A 17297-nucleotide genomic window follows, 5' to 3' on the forward strand; every position below is an offset into this window, starting at 1 on the left:
CACTGGGGGCGTGCTTGCCAGCGTTGGGTGGGGTGTGGTTGTTGTGTTCAGCGTTTAGCGCATTCCGCGCCAGTAAGCGTCCGATGCGGGGTTGTTTTCTACGCGGACGCGCAGCGAACGTGCGGCGACAGCTGCCCAGCGTGGGTTGCGGAGGGCCGCGCGGCCGATTGATGCGGCGTCTGCTTGTCCGCTAGCCACGATGGTTTCGGCTTGTGCTGGCTCGGTGATGAGACCGACCGCGCTCACCACAGCTTGTTCAGCGGGTAGCGCTTGGCGGATCGCGGCAGCCAGTGGAACTTGGTAGCCGGCACCGACCGGGATGACCTTAGGGTCCGGGTGGATGCCGCCGGAAGAGATGTCGAACCAGGTCACGCCGGTTTCGTTGAGCAACCGGTGGGCTAGCTCGATGGTGTCCTGTACGGTGACACCCTCGTCGACCCAGTCGCTTGCGGACAAGCGGATGCCCAGCGGCTTGTGTGCCGGCCAGACCTCGCGCACCGCAGTTGCGACCTCGAGCGCGAAACGTGCACGGTCCTGCCCGTACTCGTCATCGCGCTGATTGGTGAGCGGGGAGAAGAACTCGTGGATCAGGTAGCCGTGGGCCCCGTGGAGCTGCACGGCGTCGTAGCCGGCTTGATCCGCGCGGCGCGCGGCCTCACGGAACGCCTCGATGACGTCGCGGATGTCCTCGGTGGTCATCGCGCACGGAGTGAGAAGTCCCGGCTGGATCGGTTCTGAACCCGGCGCGATGACCTCCCACGCACGGTCTTCGTCCAACGGCCCTTCAGGCTCGTTAGGCAAGTGCGGATAGGTCGAGGCTTTGCCGCCCGCGTGCCCCAGCTGAACAGCGGCAGCCGCGCCGTGAGCGTGCATGAACTCCACCATCGTGCGGTGGGCATCAATCTGCTCATCCGACCACAAGCCGAGGTCTTGATCCGAGATCCGGCCGCGTGCCTCAACAGCGGTGGATTCGACCGTGATGAGGCCGAAACCGCCGGTCGCGAACGCTCCGTAATGCACCAGATGCCACGGCTGTGGAACGCCGGTGCGTGGCGCGGAGTACTGGCACATCGGGGAGACGAACGCGCGGTTGCTTACCGTCAGGCCCGCACCTTCGCGCGCCGGGATGGTCAGTTCAGTAAACAGCGTGGAAGCCACGGAACTCCTTAGTCGTCGGCTTAGTCGCGGGCAGGGGGTCTGCCGTGCGGCGGACCTCCAGCTTACGAGGTAGGTCTTCAGCGGGGGAGGTAGGTTTTCGCGAAGTTGACGAGGATGCGGTGCGCCGCCGACACGTCCGCGTTGCGGGCCATGCTCGCAATCGCATCGAAATCTTCCGGATCAAAGTATCCGTTTTCACGATACGCTTCGATGCGTTCGATGAGCCCGGCCGGGTCCAGCTCGGGGTGGAACTGGGTTGCGTAGATGTTCTGTTTGAGCTTGTACATCTGTACCGGCGCAGGGCCCGATGTGGCGAGCAACACCGCCTCGGGCGGCAGCTTGGTTGTCGACTCTTTGTGGCCTACAAACGCATCGAAGTGTGGCTCAACGCCGGCGAGCAGCGGGTCGGTGAGGCCCTCCGGGGTGAGGCTGATGTGGGAGATACCGGCGGGTTCGGAATACGTGCGGTCGATGACCGCGCCCGAGGCGAGGCCGAGCACCCCAACGCCGTAGCACAGGCCCAGGAACGGGAGGTCTTTTTCGATCACGACCCCCACCACGCGCGCGAGCTCTTCCTCAACGCGGACCTGAGTTTCGCTGCGGTCGGCATCGGTTGCTGTGAAGGGGCTGCCTCCGAGCACGAGCGCCGAATGCCGCTGATGCCACGTGTTTTCGAAGCCTTCGGGAAGCGACTGCGCTTCGAGGCGGAACCGTTCAACATCGCGTTCCTCGAGGCCAGAAAGCCGCACGAACGCTTCATATTCGGCGTCCGCTAAAGCATCTTCCGGGCGGGTCTGGATGAGGAGGAATGGTGCGCTCATGGGGCCCATCCTTTCACGTGCGTGATTCAGTTGCTGCGGCGCAGATTCGCGTCGATGAATGCTTCTTTGACGCGGATGTCGTTGCGGCGCGTGATTGCTGCGATGAGCGTTCCGACCATCGTGAGCCCGGCCGCGAAGATGAGGGCGGCGTTGAAACCTAGGGTCACGATGTGGGCGATGATGAGCCACGTAGCTCCCCACGCGAACGCGATCGGCGGCCAGATGCGGCCGCGCTCGGATACCGCGGCGAGCAGTACAGGGATGCTTGCCGCGACGAGCGCGAGCGGAGCCCATAGCCCTTGCGGCGGAACAGCCCATCCGGACGCGGTTGCCGCCACGCCTGCGGTCCATGCGGTGATGAAGGCGCCGGCACCGAGGCTGAGTTCCGCTGGAAGGTCCGTTTCGAAGTATTCACGATGCGTTCGTGCCGTGAGCAGGTTAAGTCGCCGCACAGATTCCGCGGCCAGAGCCGTCCACAGCACAGCGCACGCCACGGCGAGCCACCACGAACCAGTCATGGCAGATGCGACCCAGCCTCCGATGGCGGTCGCAGTTGCCGCGGTAACCCAGCCGGTGCTGCGCTGGCGGCGGGCTGAATGCTGATTGCGTTTCCATGAGAAGCCGCTTGCGACGAGCAAGCCGAGAGCGGCGGCGGGAGTCAGTGCCAAACCGGGAACCAGCGGCGCAAGTTCAACACGTGCACCGGACTGGCCCATGAGCCCGGCTGGGATGCCGCCGCTGAAAAGCACGAAGCTCGCCACGACCGCAACGGTGGAGACGACGGTGGCCGCGATACGCCGGAAGACATCACCTTCGCGAGGCTCAGGAGGGGCCGAGAACTCTGGCAGGTTGTATGGGAGTACCACGGTCTGTGGCGCATGATCCTGCGTGGCCGACGATGACGGCCTCCGTGAGACCGCGATCGGAACGTACTCGGTTGGTTTGTAACCAGGATCGCTGTGGCGCACGGACTGCTCCCGGAGAGCCTCGCGAGCCTCCCACACGCTCTCTTCGAGCGTGAGCTCGCGAGCCTGCTGATCACGTGCGGTGCGCTCAGCGATCGCTTCCTGCGCCGCAGCAACCGCGTCTTCCAAGCTGCCATCGAACGGTGCAGCGTTTTCAGAAACCTTGTTGCGCTCGGAAACCTTGCCCTGCTCAGTATCCTTGCCGCGCGCCGCATCGGGCCCCTTGCCGGCCTTAGCCACCCGCTCACGCGATGCCTCCGCCGCCGCAGCGCGACGTGCCGCTTCAGCGTTCGCATCATCCACATCGAACGGTGCTTCACGTTCAGGGAAACGCAACGTCTCCGGGCGGATCCGCGCCGGGAAATACAAGGTCTCGCCGTAGCCCTCTACAGACTCGCTTGCGCGCTCGCCGTGGCTAACTTCCGTGTTCTGGGCATCAGAAGAACCCCGAGCATCATCAAGCTGCTCGCCTGAGCGGTCATTGTTCTTCTCGGGATTGCTCCAACGGGAGGGAAGTTGCACTGACGTCTCCTCGAAGTCGACGGCGGCGTCTCTGTATCCACACAACAGGGACTACCCCAAAAACACTACCGAGGATCATGCCAAGAACCGCGGAACCCCACGCCGGCAAACCGAGAACAGTGTGCAGAATCCCACCAATCAGGACCATATAGATGACCCACAGCACAGAACCGACGAAAGAGGACCACCACACGGTGGACCATTTGAGCTTCGAAAGCCCCGCGCCAACATACGCAACCGAGCGCCCACCAGAGATGAAACGCAAGCCCACAAGAACCGAAAAGCTGCCCGCCGTTCCAAGCGACCCCGCGGTCGAGTCCACGCTCGCGAGCAGCCGGCGGCCCCATCGTCGTTTTTCAAGCGAAGCGCGGCGCGTACGCACCATCCAGGTGATCCACACTTCGCCCAAAACATGGCCGACCACCGTGACCGCGGCCGCGAGCGGGCCGTTGATGACGCCTTGCTGAGCCAGCGCGGGGATCGCGAGCGCGAACAGTTCCTGCGGTAACGGCGGGAAGAACACGTCGAGGATCTGCGTCAGAAACGTCCCCAGGTAGAACCAAGCGCCCCACGCGTTCGGGTCAAGGAGGTTCATGCGTGTGTGCCTTGGTTGGCGGCGGGGCTGGGGTGATCCAGGGGGCCGGCTGGAGCGAGAGGGCCCAGCGTCAGGCGCTGCTGCGTTGTGAAGCTGCGGGGTTGGCCAGTGAGCGGGTCGGTGAACGAAATCGTGTGGGCGAGGAGCTGGAGCGGTTCGTCGTGGTTGTCCGGCCCGTCATCGAGCAGGTACGGGTAATGCTGGTCGCCGATGATGCCGGAGCCCAGTTGCGCGAGATGGACGCGCAGTTGGTGGGTGCGACCGGTTACGGGGGAGAGGTCCCACAGGCACACGTCTTCCCCGCGGCGGTTGGTGCCGTGGGCTGCGAGCCGGATGCGGGTTTCGGCGTTGGCTGGGAGGTCGTGGAGGCGTACCACGATCTCGCCCTTAGTTTTCTTGATGTGGCTGCGGACCGTGAAAGGAAGTCGTGTGCCGCCCAGGGCAGGGCGAAGCGGATCCCATTCGGGCGGGGTCAGCGTCACTGCCTGGTATTTCTTGGTGACTTCGCGGCGTTCAAACATGGTTTGGTATGCGCCGCGGGTCGCCGGGTTAATCGAGAACATGACGACGCCGGCTGTTGCGCGGTCGAGCCGGTGGATTGGCACAAGGTCGTTCATGTTGAGTTGTACGCGCAGCCGGGCGAGTGCGGATTCGCGGACGTAGCGACCGCCGGGTGTCATCGGCAGGAAATGTGGCTTATCCACCACAAGCAGGTCGGCGTCGCGGTGGATGATGCGGCAATAGAACGGGATGTGCTCCTCATTGGGGGAGTCCCGGTAGTACCAAATGAATTCGTGCGCACCCAGCGGGGTGTCTGGGGTGACGCGGCTGCCATCGACCGCCGCAACCTCGCCGTTGGCGAAGCGGCGCCGCAAGCCCTCGGCGTCGATGTGCCCGAAACGATGCAACGTGTACTCCTGGATGGTCTCCCACGGGCCGGTTGTGGGCACGCGAAGGCGGGTCGCGTTGATGCCGTCTTTGACCGGTAGCGGGGAGTCTTTATAGGAGGAAGGTTTGAAGCTCATGCGTTTCAGGACTGGATGTGTGAACTACACAGAATATGCGAAATACCTTGCCCATTCTTGCAGGCCTTGCCGGGGTAGCGGTGTTACGGCGGCTCTTTAGGCACCACAGCAAAGTTAAGGTAGCTTAACAATTGCCGGGGTATGTTGAAGCCTTAAGCTGGCCAGGAGGACACCATGCAAGCAGCCGATGCGGTGCGCGTCGAAGAGCTGACCGTGCGCTACGGACACAACACCATCCTGAGCAACGTCAACCTCAGCATCCCCGCAGGACGCATGGTGGGAGTCATGGGCCCCAACGGCGCCGGGAAATCCACCCTCGTCAAAGCTTGCATGGGGCTCATTCCGCGAGCCACAGGCCGCATCAACATCAACGGTAAAAGCCTTGACGAGGTGCGTGGCGAAGTTGCCTACATTCCCCAACGCACCACAAGCGACTGGGACTTCCCGATCACCGTCCTAGAAACCGTGGTGCTCGGAAGCTATCCGCGGCTACGCACCTTCCAACGGCCCAGCCGAACCGACCGCGAACACGCCCGCGAATGCCTCGATGCGGTCGGGATGAGCGAGTACGCCACAACCCAGCTAAGGGAACTCTCCGGAGGCCAAGCCCAACGCGTCTTCACCGCGCGAGCCCTCATGCAAGAGGCCACCGTGTTCTTCCTCGACGAGCCTTTCGTGGGTATCGACGCCGCATCCCAGGCCCGCATCACACACATCCTCAAGCAACGCGTCGCCCACGGCGCGACCGTCATCGTGGTCCACCACGACCTCAACAACGCACGCCTCATCTTCGACGACATCGTGCTCGTCAACCGCGGTATCATCGCCAACGGAGCCACAGCCGCGATCTTCACCGCAGACAACCTCTCCGCAACCTACGGGCCCGACATCATCACCTACGCGCCGGCGCTGCTCGGCGGCGGGGAGAACGAGAACCTATGACCTTCATCAACGACCTTTTCGAATACACATTCCTCGCCCGTGCACTCTTCACCGCAAGCGTTGTGGGGCTTGTGTGCGGGGTCATCGGCAGCTTCATCATCCTGCGGGGGCTCTCACTCATGGGGGACGCGATCTCCCACGCCGTGCTGCCGGGGATCGCGCTCGCGTTCATGTTCGACGTCTCATTCTTCGTGGGAGCGCTCGCCGCGGGGCTGCTCGCGGCGTTCGGGATCGGCGTGGTCTCGACCACCACAACGCTCAAACGTGACACCTCGATCGGGATCGTGTTCACCGCGTTTCTCGCGTTCGGCATCATCTTGCTCTCCAACACGACCGCGACGTTCTCACTGACCGATGTATTGTTCGGCAACGTGCTCGCGGTTCGGAAGCAAGACATGTGGCTTGCGGTGGTGATCGGCGCGGTTGTGTGCGCGGCGGTCTTGTTGTTCTATAAACAGCTGAAGATCACGACGTTCGACCCGGTCCTCGCTGATTCTTACGGGGTTCCCGTCAAAGCTGTGCATTACGGTGTGCTGGTTGCGCTAGCCCTCGTGACGGTCGCGTCCGTCCAGACGGTGGGCGTGATCCTCGTGGTCGCTTTGCTCATCACACCTGCCGCGACCGCGTATCTGTTGACCTCGCGCCTGCCGAGCATGATCGCGGTTTCTGCGCTCATCGGTGTTGTGGCCGCGGCGGGCGGGATGTACTTCTCGGTGAGGTTCAACATCGTGTCTGGGCCCGCCATCGTGCTCACCGCGTTCAGCATGTTCACGCTCGCATATCTCTTCGCGCCACGCACCGGCGTCGTTACGAAAGCGATCGCTGGGCGATGACGCGGAAAGTGACTTTCAAAGCGGTGCTTGCTGCCATCGCGGTGGCGTTGCTTGCCGTGACAGGTTGTAGCGTGGTTCCGCGAGACGAGGCCGGTAGTGGCGCCGGGTTCGGTGGTGACGGCAAGTTCAACGTCGTGACGAGTTTTTCTGTTCTCGAGGACATGACGCGGCAGATCGGCGGGGAGCACGTGAATGTCTATAACCTCGTTCCGGTGGGGCAGGACCCGCACGAATACGAGCTCCGTCCTGCCGACACGACTCACGCTCAAGATGCTGACCTGCTGATTTCCAGCGGCATGAATCTAGAGGGTGGGGAGGACGGCTGGATCAGCCGGCTCATGAGCGCCGTGGACCTGGACACCAGCCAACACGTGGAGGCGACCCGCGGCATCAAACCGCTCTACATCAGCGACGGGGTGGAACAGGACGAAGCTGACGGCGATCAAGCATCCGATCTGGATGAGGACGAAGTTAATCCGCATGTTTTCGTTGACCCGGCTAACGGGGCGAAGATGGCGGAGAATATCGCGGAGGCTTTGATCCGTGCGGACCCGGCGCACGCTGCTGAGTATCGGGCTAATCGGGACGCCTATGTTGGTCGCATCAACGAGTTGGCGGGCAGTTATGACGAACTGTTTGCAGGCGTCGCGGAGCGTGACCGGATCATCGTGACGAGTGAGCGGGCGTTCCAGTATTTAGCAAAGCGTTACGGGCTTGCCGAGGGCTATATCTGGCTGATCGATACGGAGGAAGCGGGTAGTCCCGAGCAACTGAAGCGTGCCGTGGATTTTGTGCGCGAGCATCGGCCGCGGGCGCTGTTCGTGGAGACGAACGTCAATCATCGGCCTATGGAGACTGTGTCGGAGGAGACCGGTGTGCCGATCGCCGGAACCCTGTACTCGGATGAACTCGGTGCGCCAGGCACGCCGGCTGGGACCTACATCGGTTTCCTGGAACACAACCTTGAAAGCCTGACCCGCGGGCTCGGTGGCGAGTAGGGCTAGATCTTCGGGAACCGGCGCTTCTCAGTGAACGGTTCGACGTGGAACATATCAACGCCGCGTTCTCTGAGCCCTTCAAGTACGCGTTCGCTCACGATCCACGCGAAACTGTGGGCGCTTTCCCGCCAAGCATATGACGTAATCTCGCTGGTGCCTTCCGTGTTTTCGACGAATCCGACGTAGCCGGTGACACGCCCCTCGTTCGCGCTGAAAAGGTTTACCTCGAATGTTGAGCACCCTGCTACCCCGAGTTCAGCTACTGCATCCGCGAAACGTTGGGACACGAGCGTGGGCGGGCCACCCCAGAGAATGTCGCCCCGACGTTTACCGCGACTTATTGTTTCTCGTTCGAACCACACGTCGAATGGGAGCTCTTCGAGGTTGCCGTCGGCAACAACATCGTAAATATCGCGTCCATCGTCAAGGGTGTACGGCCCCAACGGGGGTTTCCCTTCCCAAACTGTGTCAATCCAAAAGTCTCGCTGGGTGCTCAGCGGCAATATCTCGTACCAAGTCGTCACGGGGTCCCACGTCAGGTCTAGGCGGTGTTCGGATAGGTCCGATCCTATACCTCTACTGCTTTGGAACTGCCGAGTTCTCAGAAATCCGGGCGGAATCGCACGCCCGACGGCAGTGAAGAGAACCCTGCCCCGAGGAGCGCCGCAGCCAGATTCGTGCCCAGGATGTCTTCGCCGTTGACCTTCTGGAGCGTGATGACCTGCGACCGGGCACGCCGCAACGCCTCAACCAGTGAGACTGCAACGATCGAGGTCAACGCTGACTGCACATCGGCCGCCGACGCGCTGGCAGGCACCGCGCCGCTTGCGGTAGTGAGATGGTGCGCGAGCTCATCGATCCACGAAATGACGGTCCGACCACCCCGCTCCACATACAGTGCCGCGTGACCATCCACCATGACCACGAGGGCACCAGCCTTCCGGCCCGGTCGTGCTTTCGCGGGCGGGTCTGGCCACGGCAGAACCCCGCCGAAAGGGTTCGCGGGATCAGTCGCCGCGAGCGTCACCGCAGTGTATGCAGGTGTGCCCGTGGCAAAGGTTGCGGACGGGGCAGCGGCGGGTGCATCGTTGTCGCGGACAAATTCACGTAGCCGGTCTACCGTCCCCGACAACGCGAACTGGGCCGCCCCGAGTTTCTCCACGAAATAGCCGCGGCGAACCGTCCCGGTCTCCTCACGCCGCTGGAAAACCTTATACAGCGTCCCGAAACTGGCGCCCTCAACTGAGGCCCCGCCCTTCGTGACGACCCCGTAGCGGGCCAACAGCATCTCGGCGCGGGCGGCAGCCAGCAACGTCGGGTCGGTCTCCGGGGCAGGCAGCGCGGCCCATCGTCCCGCGTTCAGCCGTTCCGCAGGAGACAACACGGCCGGCTTCGACGCGGATGCCGAACGCAAACCACGCAATCCGGCCCGCCCCACCCTCGTGGTGCGGGTGCGGGCACGCGAACGCGACTGATGCGTCGCCTTACCCTGCGTCAACAGAGAACGCACCGGCAGGAACGAATCGTTCGTGACCCGGCCGGACCACAATAAATCCCACAAAACCGAACCCACAACGGAGTCTGTGACTGGGGTGGCGCCAGGGTCCGCGCCGTCGGCGGCCAAAGCCTGCGCAATCTGCCCCACATAGAACGCACCGCCGGAACCCAAAACCTCCAGCACGCGCTCGTGGAGGGTCGAGTGGACGGCCGCGTCGTCGGTGCTCGTTGCGTCGCCTGGGTTGGTTGCGTCGGCAGGGCTCTTGGAGTCCGCGCCGTTAGCCACCACCGCATCGGGCATGGCCAGGGGCAGCGAGAGCGCCGCGGTATCGGTGGTGTGGAATGCGATCCAGCCGTCATCAGCAGCGAGCGCCCCCGCGCCAGAGAACACAACGTCGCCCGAAGCGAGGAGCTCCTCGAGCATCGCCGGCGCATAATCCGTCACGCGCGCCGGGAACACGTAAGACTCCCACGCGCTCGCCGGCAACGGGACTCCCGCGAGCTGCTCAATCACGGTGTAGACGCCGTCCAAGCCACGCAACGCATCAGCGCTATGCGACGCTTGAGTGCCGCGCCCAGCGCCCGTGCCGACGTCTTGCCAGTCGAGCAGGAATCGCGCGTACGCGTCTTGCGGGGTGGGCTCGATTTCGCTACGCAGTGCCGCGAGTGTGCGGGCGCGGATGCGCCGCAGGATCTCGGTGTCGCACCATTCACCTCCGGTGCGCCCGGGCGTGAATTCGCCGCATTCGATGCGGTTGTCCTGCATCAGCCGCCGCAGGGTCTGGATCACGACGGCGTTGGCCAGCCCCAGCGAATGCGCGGCTTGTTCTGTGGTGAAGGGGCCGTGGGTGCGGGCATAACGCAGCACGAGGTCTTCGAGCGGCGCTTCGACGGGTTCGAGGAACGCGACCGGGACACCCATGGGCAGCGGGATGCCCAGGGCATCCCGTAGACGTGCCGCATCCTCGATCGCGGCATACATCTCAGAGCCACGGATCCTGACCTTGAGCGCGCGCCGCTGAGCCACGAGCTCATCAGCCCACGCCGCCGCGTCCTCAACCGACGCGTGCGGTGCGGCACCTGCGCCGGCGTCGCTATCCGCGCCGCCATCGTGGGCGCCTGCACCGCCAGTCCGGCCATCGTCGTCCTGACCATCGGGCGGGTTGAGGCGGGCCGCGAGTTCTTCGGCGTTGAGTGGGCCGAGAACCCGCAACACATCGGCGACCCCTTCAAGCCCCCACGCCCGCCGAGAGGGTGCGAGTCGTTGGGCTTCGGCTTCGACTGCGGTGATGATGTCCGCGTCGAGCAGTTCGCGTAGTTCGCCGCGGCCCAGGATTTCGTTGAGCAGCTTAGGATCCAGGCTCAGCGCGGCCGCGCGCCGTTCCGCGAGCGGAGAGTCGCCCTCATACAGGAACTGTGCGACGTACCCGAACAGGAGGCTTTGCGCGAACGGCGAGGGTTCGCGGGTCTCAACCTCGGTGATGCGCACCGCGCGGGAAGCGAGCTTTTCGGTCAGCGCGCGCAGTGCCGGCATGTCGTAGACGTCCTGGAGGACCTCGCGCACGGTTTCCATGACGATGGGGAACGTCGGATGCTTGGCCGCTACTGCGAGTAGTTGTGCGGCTCGTTGGCGTTGTTGCCATAGAGGTGTGCGGCGGCCTGGATCACGCCGAGGCAGGAGCAGGGCACGGGCTGCGCATTCGCGGAAGCGGGCCGCGAAGAGTGCGGAGCCGCCGACGCGTTCGGTCACGATGTCTTCGAGCTCATCGGGTTCGAAGATGAAGATTTCGGCGCCGGGTGGTTCGTCTTCGGCGAGCGGTAGCCGCACGACGATGCCGTCGTCGGATGCCATCGCGGACCCGTCGAGTCCGTAACGTTCCTCGATGCGGGCGGAGACCGCGAGTGCCCACGGCGCGTGCACGGCTTTACCCCATGGTGAGTGGAGCACGAGCCGCCAGTCGCCGAGTTCGTCTTTGAACCGTTCGATCACAAGATGCGTATCGCTCGGTACGCGTCCGGTGGCTTGTTGTTGGTCTTTGATGTAGCGGATGAGGTTGGTCGCGGCCCATTCGTCGAGCCCGGTTGCGATGAGTTCAGCGTGGGTCTCTGTTTCGGGTTGGTGCGCGATGCGGGCTTGGAACGCGCCGAGCGCTTGGCCGAGTTCGGCGGGTCTGCTGAGGTCGTCTCCGTGCCAGAACGGTAGCTTGCCGGGTTCCCCGGCGGCTGGGGTTACGAGGACGCGGTCGAACGTGATGTCTTCGATGCGCCACGCGCTCGCACCGAGCTGGATGACTTCGCCGATGCGGGTTTCGTAGACCATTTCTTCGTCGAGTTCGCCTACGCGTTTGTTGCCGGTTCCAGCTTGGTCGCCGTCGGCTAGGAATACGCCGAAGAGCCCGCGGTCTGGGATGGTTCCGCCGCTGGTGACGGCGAGGCGTTGCGCGCCGGGCCGGGCGGTTATGGTGCCTTCGTCGCGGTCCCAGATGATGCGGGGGCGTAGTTCCGCGAAGTCGGCGGACGGGTATTTGCCGGCGAGCAGGTCGAGCACGGCAATGTAGGCCGAATGCGGTAGCGATGCGTAGGGTGCGCTGCGGCGGACGGTGTCGTACCAGGTTTCGACGTCGAGGGTATCCAGCGCGGCAGCGGCGACGGTGTGTTGTGCGAGGACGTCGAGTGGGTTGGCGGGGATCGCCATGGTTTCGATGAGTCCTTCATGCATCCGCTGCACCGTGATGGTCGTGGAGACGAGGTCGTTGCGGTGTTTGGGGAAGAAGTGGCCGTGGGATTCGGCGCCGACGTGGTGGCCGGCTCGGCCTACGCGTTGCAGTCCGGCGGAGACGGCACCGGGGGATTCGATCTGGATGACGAGGTCTACGTCTCCCATGTCGATGCCGAGTTCGAGCGAGCTGGTCGCAACCACGCATGTGAGCGCGCCGGTTTTGAGGGATTCTTCGATCGCGGCGCGGCGCTCTTTGGACACGGAGCCGTGGTGGGCCATCACGATGTCCGGCACGGCTGTTTCTGTTCCGGTGCGTTCGTTTTCGTGGCGGGTGTTGAGCTCGTTGAGCGCGGTGGTGAGTTTTTCTGCGAGCCGCCGGGAGTTGACGAACACGATGGTGGATCGGTGGGCGCGGATGAGGCTGAGGACGCGTTCTTCGATGTGGGGCCAGATGCTGGCGCTCGCGACGTCGGTGGGGAGGCCGGTTTGTGGAGCGGGTGCGGTCGCGAGGTCCGCGAGGTCGGGCACGGGGACGGTCACGCGGAGGTCCCATGTTTTTTCTGATGGCGGGGCAACGATCGTGACCGGCTGGTTTCCGCCTAGGAAACGCGCGACTTCTTCGTGTGGTTCGACTGTCGCGGAGAGCCCGACGCGTTGCGCGGGTTTGGCCAGGAGATTGTCGAGGCGTTCGAGTGAGACCGCGAGGTGGGCGCCGCGTTTGGTTGAGGCGAGTGCGTGGACTTCGTCGATGATGACGGTGTCGATGTTGCTGAGGGTCTCCCGCGCTTTGGAAGTCAGCATGAGGTAGAGGGATTCCGGCGTGGTGATGAGGATGTCCGGCGGGTTGGAGATGAGCTTGCGGCGCTGGTTGACGGGGGTATCGCCGGTGCGGATCCCAACCGTGATCTCTGGGGTGGCAATCTCTGAAGCGGTGTTCTCGAGGGCGGTTTTGCTGTCGGCAGCTTGGTTGAGGTGCCGTGCGGTTTGTGTGATGCCGATGAGGGGTGCGCGGAGGTTGCGTTCGACGTCGGTTCCGAGCGCTTTGAGTGGGGAGATGTAGAGGACGCGGGTGCGTTTCTTCTTGCCGCGTTTCTCTGTGCAGGGTTTCTCCGTGCCGTCTATCTCTGTGCCCTGTGGCTTTTCGTCTGCGGCGGGGTGCTGTTTTCCGTGGAGGAGTTGGTCGAGTGACCAGAGGAATGCGGAGAGTGTTTTACCGGAGCCGGTGGGTGCGATGACGAGTGTGTGGTTGCCTTGGGAGATGGAGTCCCATGCGCCGAGTTGTGCTGCTGTGGGCTGTGGGAAGGCGCCGTTGAACCAGGTGCGGGTGGGTTCTGAGAACCGGCCCAGGATGGTTTCTGCGTTAGGTGTTTGTAGTGCCACTCGTTGTTAGTTTATCTCCCTGCTGAGTTTAGTTTTTGCTGGTGCTGATGAAGTAGTACATGAGCACGACCATCACCACGAACGCTATCGCGGCTCCAGCGAAGACATCCCAGCCGAGGCGTTTGCGAGGGCTGAGCTTGGCGATCAGTATGCCGATGACGCCAAAGAGCAGAGGGGGTAGGAGCAACCGGGGGAGGATGTCGCCGTTAGCAAGGAACGCGGGAACGTACATGCAGAGGCTCGTGACCACTCCGCTGACGACCAGGCCGATGTAGGTGTCGCGGCGCGGTTCGGGCACTTCCACGTTGCCCGTCGGTGCGGTGTCCGTGGACGCCGGGTTCGTGGGTGGGGTGCTCTTCGGCGCGAGATTGTTCTCGTTCACGGTTTCCACCTTGATAGATCGGGCTGCTGGTGCTTCTGGATGCTGCTGGTGAACGAACTGTTAGTGGAGCGAACTCAGCATAGCGACGCACACACCCCACGCGATGATGAGGCCGGCGAAGGGTCCTGCGATGAGTCCCCATCCGAATGCTTTGTTTTCCCCCTTGGCGACCATGATGATGCCGATGACGGCGAGGATCATGGGCGGAATGAATAGGACACCGAAGTTGCCTGTTCCGAGAGTGACCGGGGTCAAGAGGACGGTGAAGAGGATCGAGACGAAAGCACCTGCGAGCATGAGCCCGCAACCGCCTTCGTCGTTGCCGTCTTCGTTGGATCGAGGCGGTTCGTAGCCGCGACTGCTTTGGCCCGGCGGGGCGGTAGGCGGTTCCTGACCCATCTGTTCCAGGGGCTCCCATGCCGGTTTTTTGTTGGGATCGTTGATCTCGAACTCGTCTTTGCGGTCTTCGCTCATGCAGATACCTTGACTTTCTCAACTGCAGGCGTGTGCTCTGGCATCGCTGCGGGCGCTAGGTGGGTGTCCCGTGCAGGGGGAACGTCGGCTTCGGCGGCTGGTACCCAGAGTTTGCCGCGTTTGATGAGGTAGGCGATGCGGATCGCGAAGATCGGGATGGTCACGAGTAGGAACATTTGTGGCCGGGTGAGGCCCATCCACGCGACCTCGTTGCCGCGAACGAACTCGACGAAGAACCGGAATACCGCGTACGCGCCGATGTAGAGGGTCAGGGTCTCACCTGGCGCGATGGGCTGGAACCGCAGCCAGAACCACAAGATGCAGAACGCGATCAGGTGGAACGCGGACTCGTATGCGAAGCTCGGGTGCAGACCCACACCCGCTGGGGTGAGGAGGTGCGCGCCTTGTTCCTCGGTGAGCACAACACCCCAGTCGCCTCCGGTAGGAGTTCCGGGCCGTTCGGTGAGATAGCAAGCCCACCGACCAAACGCCATCGCAAGCGCCACAGCTGGCGCGAACAAGTCACCGCTACGGGACTTATAGCCGATGATCTTCTTAGCGACGTGCACACCGAGCCAGGCTCCAACCAACGCGGACAAGAAGGACGCGTTGCCGTGGAGGAACTGCTCGATGAAAGTCAGGTTTTCGCGCGGGTCGAGATGCTGTGCCCACGTTCCCATGCGCCCGAGGGCCGCGGCGCCCGCGAGCGCTCCCAACACGAGGATGCCCGTGCGCTGATTGAGGCGTGAACGCCGGCGCGCTTCGATCCAGAACACTATGGTTCCGAGGAACAACGCGATCGCCACGAACACGGAGTGTGTGTCGAGACGGACCCCGGGGATGAGTTCGAAACCGAGAAGATCAGATAAGTCTGGGTACATGGTCAGCTCACTATCTTGATCCAGGCCATGACCCACAGTGGGGTCAGGGCGGCTGCGAGTACGGCGAGTGTGGTGAGGTAGGCGATCACGCGTTTAGTGTCGCCAAGTTTGCACTTTGATTTCATGAGGCCCGCGCGTCGTGCTTTCGTGTAGCCGCGGATGCCAAGAATCGAGAAGAATAAGAGGGATAGCGGCCCGAAAATGCACGTCAGGAGAGCGACCGTCGCGAAGATGCACAACCGCAACGGGTCGAATGGCTGAGTTGTTTCCGGCCGGGCTGCTTCCGGCAACCCGCTTGTGACACGCTGGTTTAGCGGCGGAGTGTTCGGCGTCATGAACGTTTGCTCTGTCTCGTGCGCGTTACTGCTCATCGTGCATCCCCATCGTCAGCCCTCACCGTGTACCTTGACCGTGATAGGTAGTCGGTGGCGTCCGCCGCTGTTATGTGCAGGCGTGCTCGACGTCTCAGGTTTCCCTGTTGCGGTGGAGATGCGGCGCTCGCCGAGCGGAGCCCACGCTTGGACGGCGCAGAACGGAGCACACTGGTGGATCGCGTTGCCGTCCTCATCCGCACCGTCACGGACGGTGGCAACGTGTACACAACATTGGGTCAGGCGTTCTTCGATCATCGTGTTGATGTCCATGAACGGTTTGATCGTGATGCGTTTGACGCGTTCGCCCATGAACTGGCGAAGACGGTGTTGCTGCCCTGGCAAGGATGACGCCGCGAGCTTAGCGAGCGTTCCGATCCCTAAGTCGCATCCCACACAAATGTCGCGCCACAGGGAACCGATCGACGGATGTGAAAGTGAGGACTGCTCAGAGAACAGATCCAACAGGGACTGTTTGACCTGTTTCTTGAGGGTCTTGTTGACGCCGGAGTCCGCGATGCGGTTGGCGAGCATGTCGGGGTTCAAGTCGAGGAACTCTTTCAGCTTCTCGGGCCCCACGAGGCTCGTGAGCGAAGACCACTTTCCGGAGTCGTCCTTGAGCAGATAACCCAGTGAGCAGCAGTGCGGGTGGGAGCACGGCAGCGCGGTCATGTCCCGCCACGTAACCAGCCCATCGGTCTGTTCTTCGAGGCGAGCGAGAACCCCGGTGTGGGTCAAACGGTCGTTCGGATCAATGCCCGCGGAACGGCCGGAACCGAATACCGGCTGGATTGTCACGCCACCCACGAACGGGGTTTCCAGGGCGCGGCGAATCACGGTACCGATCTCGTGATCGTTGACGCCCAGCGCGGCTGTCATCGTCAAGGTGGTGAAAATCCCGGCCTCAGACAACCGGTCCAACGCCTCAAACTTGATCTTCCGAATGTCTCCGCCTCGGTGGTGTCGAACAGAGCATTCTTCTTCGCCGTCGTACTGCAAATAGACTTCGAGCCGCTCGCGGTGTTTCGCGAGGAAATCAACGAACTCTTGATCCTGGGCAATGCGCAGACCGTTGGAGTTCAACAGGATCCGGACCACTGGCCGCGCGGCCAGCTCTTCGATGAGCTGCTCAAGCCACGGGTACAGCGTCGGCTCCCCGCCGGAGAGCATCAAAACGTCGATGCGGTTTTCTTCGCGGGACAAACGCGTATCAACCGAGGCGAGAACTTCAGCCAGCGGAGCAACAGCGGATTCCGCCGGCGAAGAAGATGCGAAGCACGTGGGGCATTTGAGGTTGCAGTGGTCGGTGATGTCTTCCAGCAGGATGCACGTGTGCTGGGTCTGCATTGTCGGAAGCCCGTATTCATAGGCTTCAGGAACCGGCAGGAAGTTGTTCGCCATGTCCGGCGTGTGCACCTTGGTTGGGGCCGTCCACTGCTCAAGGTAGGTGAGGATCTCAGCAGATTCGTCATACAGCGTGCGCTGCAGACCGTGCTTGCGGCACCCACGCTCGAGCCACACCTGCCCATCGGGATATTCAGCGAGCCAACCGGTCAACCGTTCAACCTGGGCGAGCGGTCGGTATGGGTCTTCCTCATGGCACACGGGACAGAACGCATTCACGTATCGGTGAATGCGGTATGAACGAAGCGGCATCCCAGGTGCATCAACAGGCATGTTATGAGCCTAGGACATGAAAATAGTCCCGGCCACACTTCACGCAGAATTGTGGAC

Annotated in this window: 15 protein-coding genes; 3 read left to right on the top strand and 12 right to left on the bottom strand. The window is 62.9% G+C overall.

What is annotated here, in order from left to right; all coding sequences use genetic code 11:
* Positions 1 to 54 precede the first annotated feature (54 nt).
* The 5 genes from JOD50_RS05825 to JOD50_RS05845 form a co-directional block, all read right to left on the bottom strand.
* Positions 55 to 1158, bottom strand: a complete 1104-nt coding sequence (locus JOD50_RS05825; protein WP_338052037.1) for an NADH:flavin oxidoreductase/NADH oxidase — start codon at positions 1156 to 1158, stop codon at positions 55 to 57.
* Positions 1159 to 1235: 77 nt separating this feature from the next.
* The gene (locus JOD50_RS05830) at positions 1236 to 1979 is read right to left on the bottom strand and encodes a glutamine amidotransferase (protein WP_204880783.1); all 744 of its coding nucleotides are present in this window, start codon (positions 1977 to 1979) and stop codon (positions 1236 to 1238) included.
* Between the two features lie 26 nt (positions 1980 to 2005).
* Positions 2006 to 3466 (bottom strand): hypothetical protein, encoded by a 1461-nt coding sequence (locus tag JOD50_RS05835; protein ID WP_204880784.1) that lies wholly within the window; start codon positions 3464 to 3466, stop codon positions 2006 to 2008.
* Positions 3423 to 4061 carry a DedA family protein gene (locus JOD50_RS05840; RefSeq protein ID WP_204880785.1) on the bottom strand — a complete coding sequence of 213 codons (639 nt, stop codon included), beginning with the start codon at positions 4059 to 4061 and terminating at the stop codon, positions 3423 to 3425. Before JOD50_RS05840 ends, JOD50_RS05835 begins: the two co-directional genes overlap by 44 nt.
* Positions 4058 to 5086: a pseudouridine synthase gene (locus JOD50_RS05845; protein ID WP_204880786.1), complete on the bottom strand. Its 1029-nt coding sequence runs from the start codon at positions 5084 to 5086 to the stop codon at positions 4058 to 4060. The genes JOD50_RS05840 and JOD50_RS05845 overlap by 4 nt, the downstream gene beginning before the upstream one ends.
* A 174-nt stretch (positions 5087 to 5260) precedes the next feature.
* Here JOD50_RS05845 and JOD50_RS05850 point away from each other — a divergent pair, with 174 nt between their 5' ends.
* The 3 genes from JOD50_RS05850 to JOD50_RS05860 are packed head-to-tail and all read left to right on the top strand — an operon-like array spanning position 5261 to position 7859.
* Entirely contained in the window at positions 5261 to 6028 is a 768-nt protein-coding gene (locus JOD50_RS05850) for a metal ABC transporter ATP-binding protein (RefSeq protein WP_204880787.1), read from the top strand.
* The gene (locus JOD50_RS05855; protein ID WP_204880788.1) at positions 6025 to 6861 is read left to right on the top strand and encodes a metal ABC transporter permease; all 837 of its coding nucleotides are present in this window, start codon (positions 6025 to 6027) and stop codon (positions 6859 to 6861) included. The genes JOD50_RS05850 and JOD50_RS05855 overlap by 4 nt, the downstream gene beginning before the upstream one ends.
* Positions 6858 to 7859 (top strand): metal ABC transporter solute-binding protein, Zn/Mn family, encoded by a 1002-nt coding sequence (locus tag JOD50_RS05860; protein WP_204880789.1) that lies wholly within the window; start codon positions 6858 to 6860, stop codon positions 7857 to 7859. The genes JOD50_RS05855 and JOD50_RS05860 overlap by 4 nt, the downstream gene beginning before the upstream one ends.
* 2 nt (positions 7860 to 7861) lie before the next feature.
* Here JOD50_RS05860 and JOD50_RS05865 read toward each other — a convergent pair whose 3' ends face one another.
* The 7 genes from JOD50_RS05865 to JOD50_RS05895 form a co-directional block, all read right to left on the bottom strand.
* Positions 7862 to 8302 (bottom strand): hypothetical protein, encoded by a 441-nt coding sequence (locus tag JOD50_RS05865; RefSeq protein ID WP_070508043.1) that lies wholly within the window; start codon positions 8300 to 8302, stop codon positions 7862 to 7864.
* Between the two features lie 158 nt (positions 8303 to 8460).
* Positions 8461 to 13455, bottom strand: a complete 4995-nt coding sequence (locus JOD50_RS05870) for an Lhr family ATP-dependent helicase (protein ID WP_204880790.1) — start codon at positions 13453 to 13455, stop codon at positions 8461 to 8463.
* A 28-nt stretch (positions 13456 to 13483) separates the two neighbouring features.
* On the bottom strand, positions 13484 to 13837 hold the full coding sequence (locus tag JOD50_RS05875) for a hypothetical protein (protein ID WP_204880791.1): 354 nt from the start codon (positions 13835 to 13837) through the stop codon (positions 13484 to 13486).
* 60 nt (positions 13838 to 13897) lie between these two features.
* A complete protein-coding gene (locus JOD50_RS05880) occupies positions 13898 to 14311 on the bottom strand; it encodes a hypothetical protein (RefSeq protein WP_204880792.1) in 414 nt (137 codons plus the stop codon).
* Positions 14308 to 15192, bottom strand: coding sequence for a prolipoprotein diacylglyceryl transferase (locus JOD50_RS05885; RefSeq protein ID WP_204880793.1), 885 nt, complete (start codon positions 15190 to 15192; stop codon positions 14308 to 14310). The genes JOD50_RS05880 and JOD50_RS05885 overlap by 4 nt, the downstream gene beginning before the upstream one ends.
* A 2-nt stretch (positions 15193 to 15194) precedes the next feature.
* Positions 15195 to 15563: a hypothetical protein gene (locus tag JOD50_RS05890; protein WP_239541539.1), complete on the bottom strand. Its 369-nt coding sequence runs from the start codon at positions 15561 to 15563 to the stop codon at positions 15195 to 15197.
* A gap of 15 nt (positions 15564 to 15578) precedes the next feature.
* Positions 15579 to 17240: a radical SAM protein gene (locus tag JOD50_RS05895; protein WP_239541540.1), complete on the bottom strand. Its 1662-nt coding sequence runs from the start codon at positions 17238 to 17240 to the stop codon at positions 15579 to 15581.
* Between the last annotated feature and the right edge of the window lie 57 nt (positions 17241 to 17297).

It is taken from the genome of Pseudoglutamicibacter cumminsii (assembly GCF_016907775.1).
GTDB classification, from domain to species: domain Bacteria; phylum Actinomycetota; class Actinomycetes; order Actinomycetales; family Micrococcaceae; genus Pseudoglutamicibacter; species Pseudoglutamicibacter cumminsii.

What these genes read in the sequence shown, in the direction of transcription:
- JOD50_RS05830 (WP_204880783.1), bottom strand. Translation starts at nt 1,979, where the DNA reads ATGAGCGCACCATTCCTCCTCATCCAGACCCGCCCGGAAGATGCTTTA.
- JOD50_RS05855 (WP_204880788.1), top strand. Translation starts at nt 6,025, where the DNA reads ATGACCTTCATCAACGACCTTTTCGAATACACATTCCTCGCCCGTGCA.
- JOD50_RS05850 (WP_204880787.1), top strand. Translation starts at nt 5,261, where the DNA reads ATGCAAGCAGCCGATGCGGTGCGCGTCGAAGAGCTGACCGTGCGCTAC.
- JOD50_RS05880 (WP_204880792.1), bottom strand. Translation starts at nt 14,311, where the DNA reads ATGAGCGAAGACCGCAAAGACGAGTTCGAGATCAACGATCCCAACAAA.
- JOD50_RS05860 (WP_204880789.1), top strand. Translation starts at nt 6,858, where the DNA reads ATGACGCGGAAAGTGACTTTCAAAGCGGTGCTTGCTGCCATCGCGGTG.
- JOD50_RS05845 (WP_204880786.1), bottom strand. Translation starts at nt 5,086, where the DNA reads ATGAGCTTCAAACCTTCCTCCTATAAAGACTCCCCGCTACCGGTCAAA.
- JOD50_RS05890 (WP_239541539.1), bottom strand. Translation starts at nt 15,563, where the DNA reads ATGAGCAGTAACGCGCACGAGACAGAGCAAACGTTCATGACGCCGAAC.
- JOD50_RS05840 (WP_204880785.1), bottom strand. Translation starts at nt 4,061, where the DNA reads ATGAACCTCCTTGACCCGAACGCGTGGGGCGCTTGGTTCTACCTGGGG.
- JOD50_RS05885 (WP_204880793.1), bottom strand. Translation starts at nt 15,192, where the DNA reads ATGTACCCAGACTTATCTGATCTTCTCGGTTTCGAACTCATCCCCGGG.
- JOD50_RS05895 (WP_239541540.1), bottom strand. Translation starts at nt 17,240, where the DNA reads ATGCCTGTTGATGCACCTGGGATGCCGCTTCGTTCATACCGCATTCAC.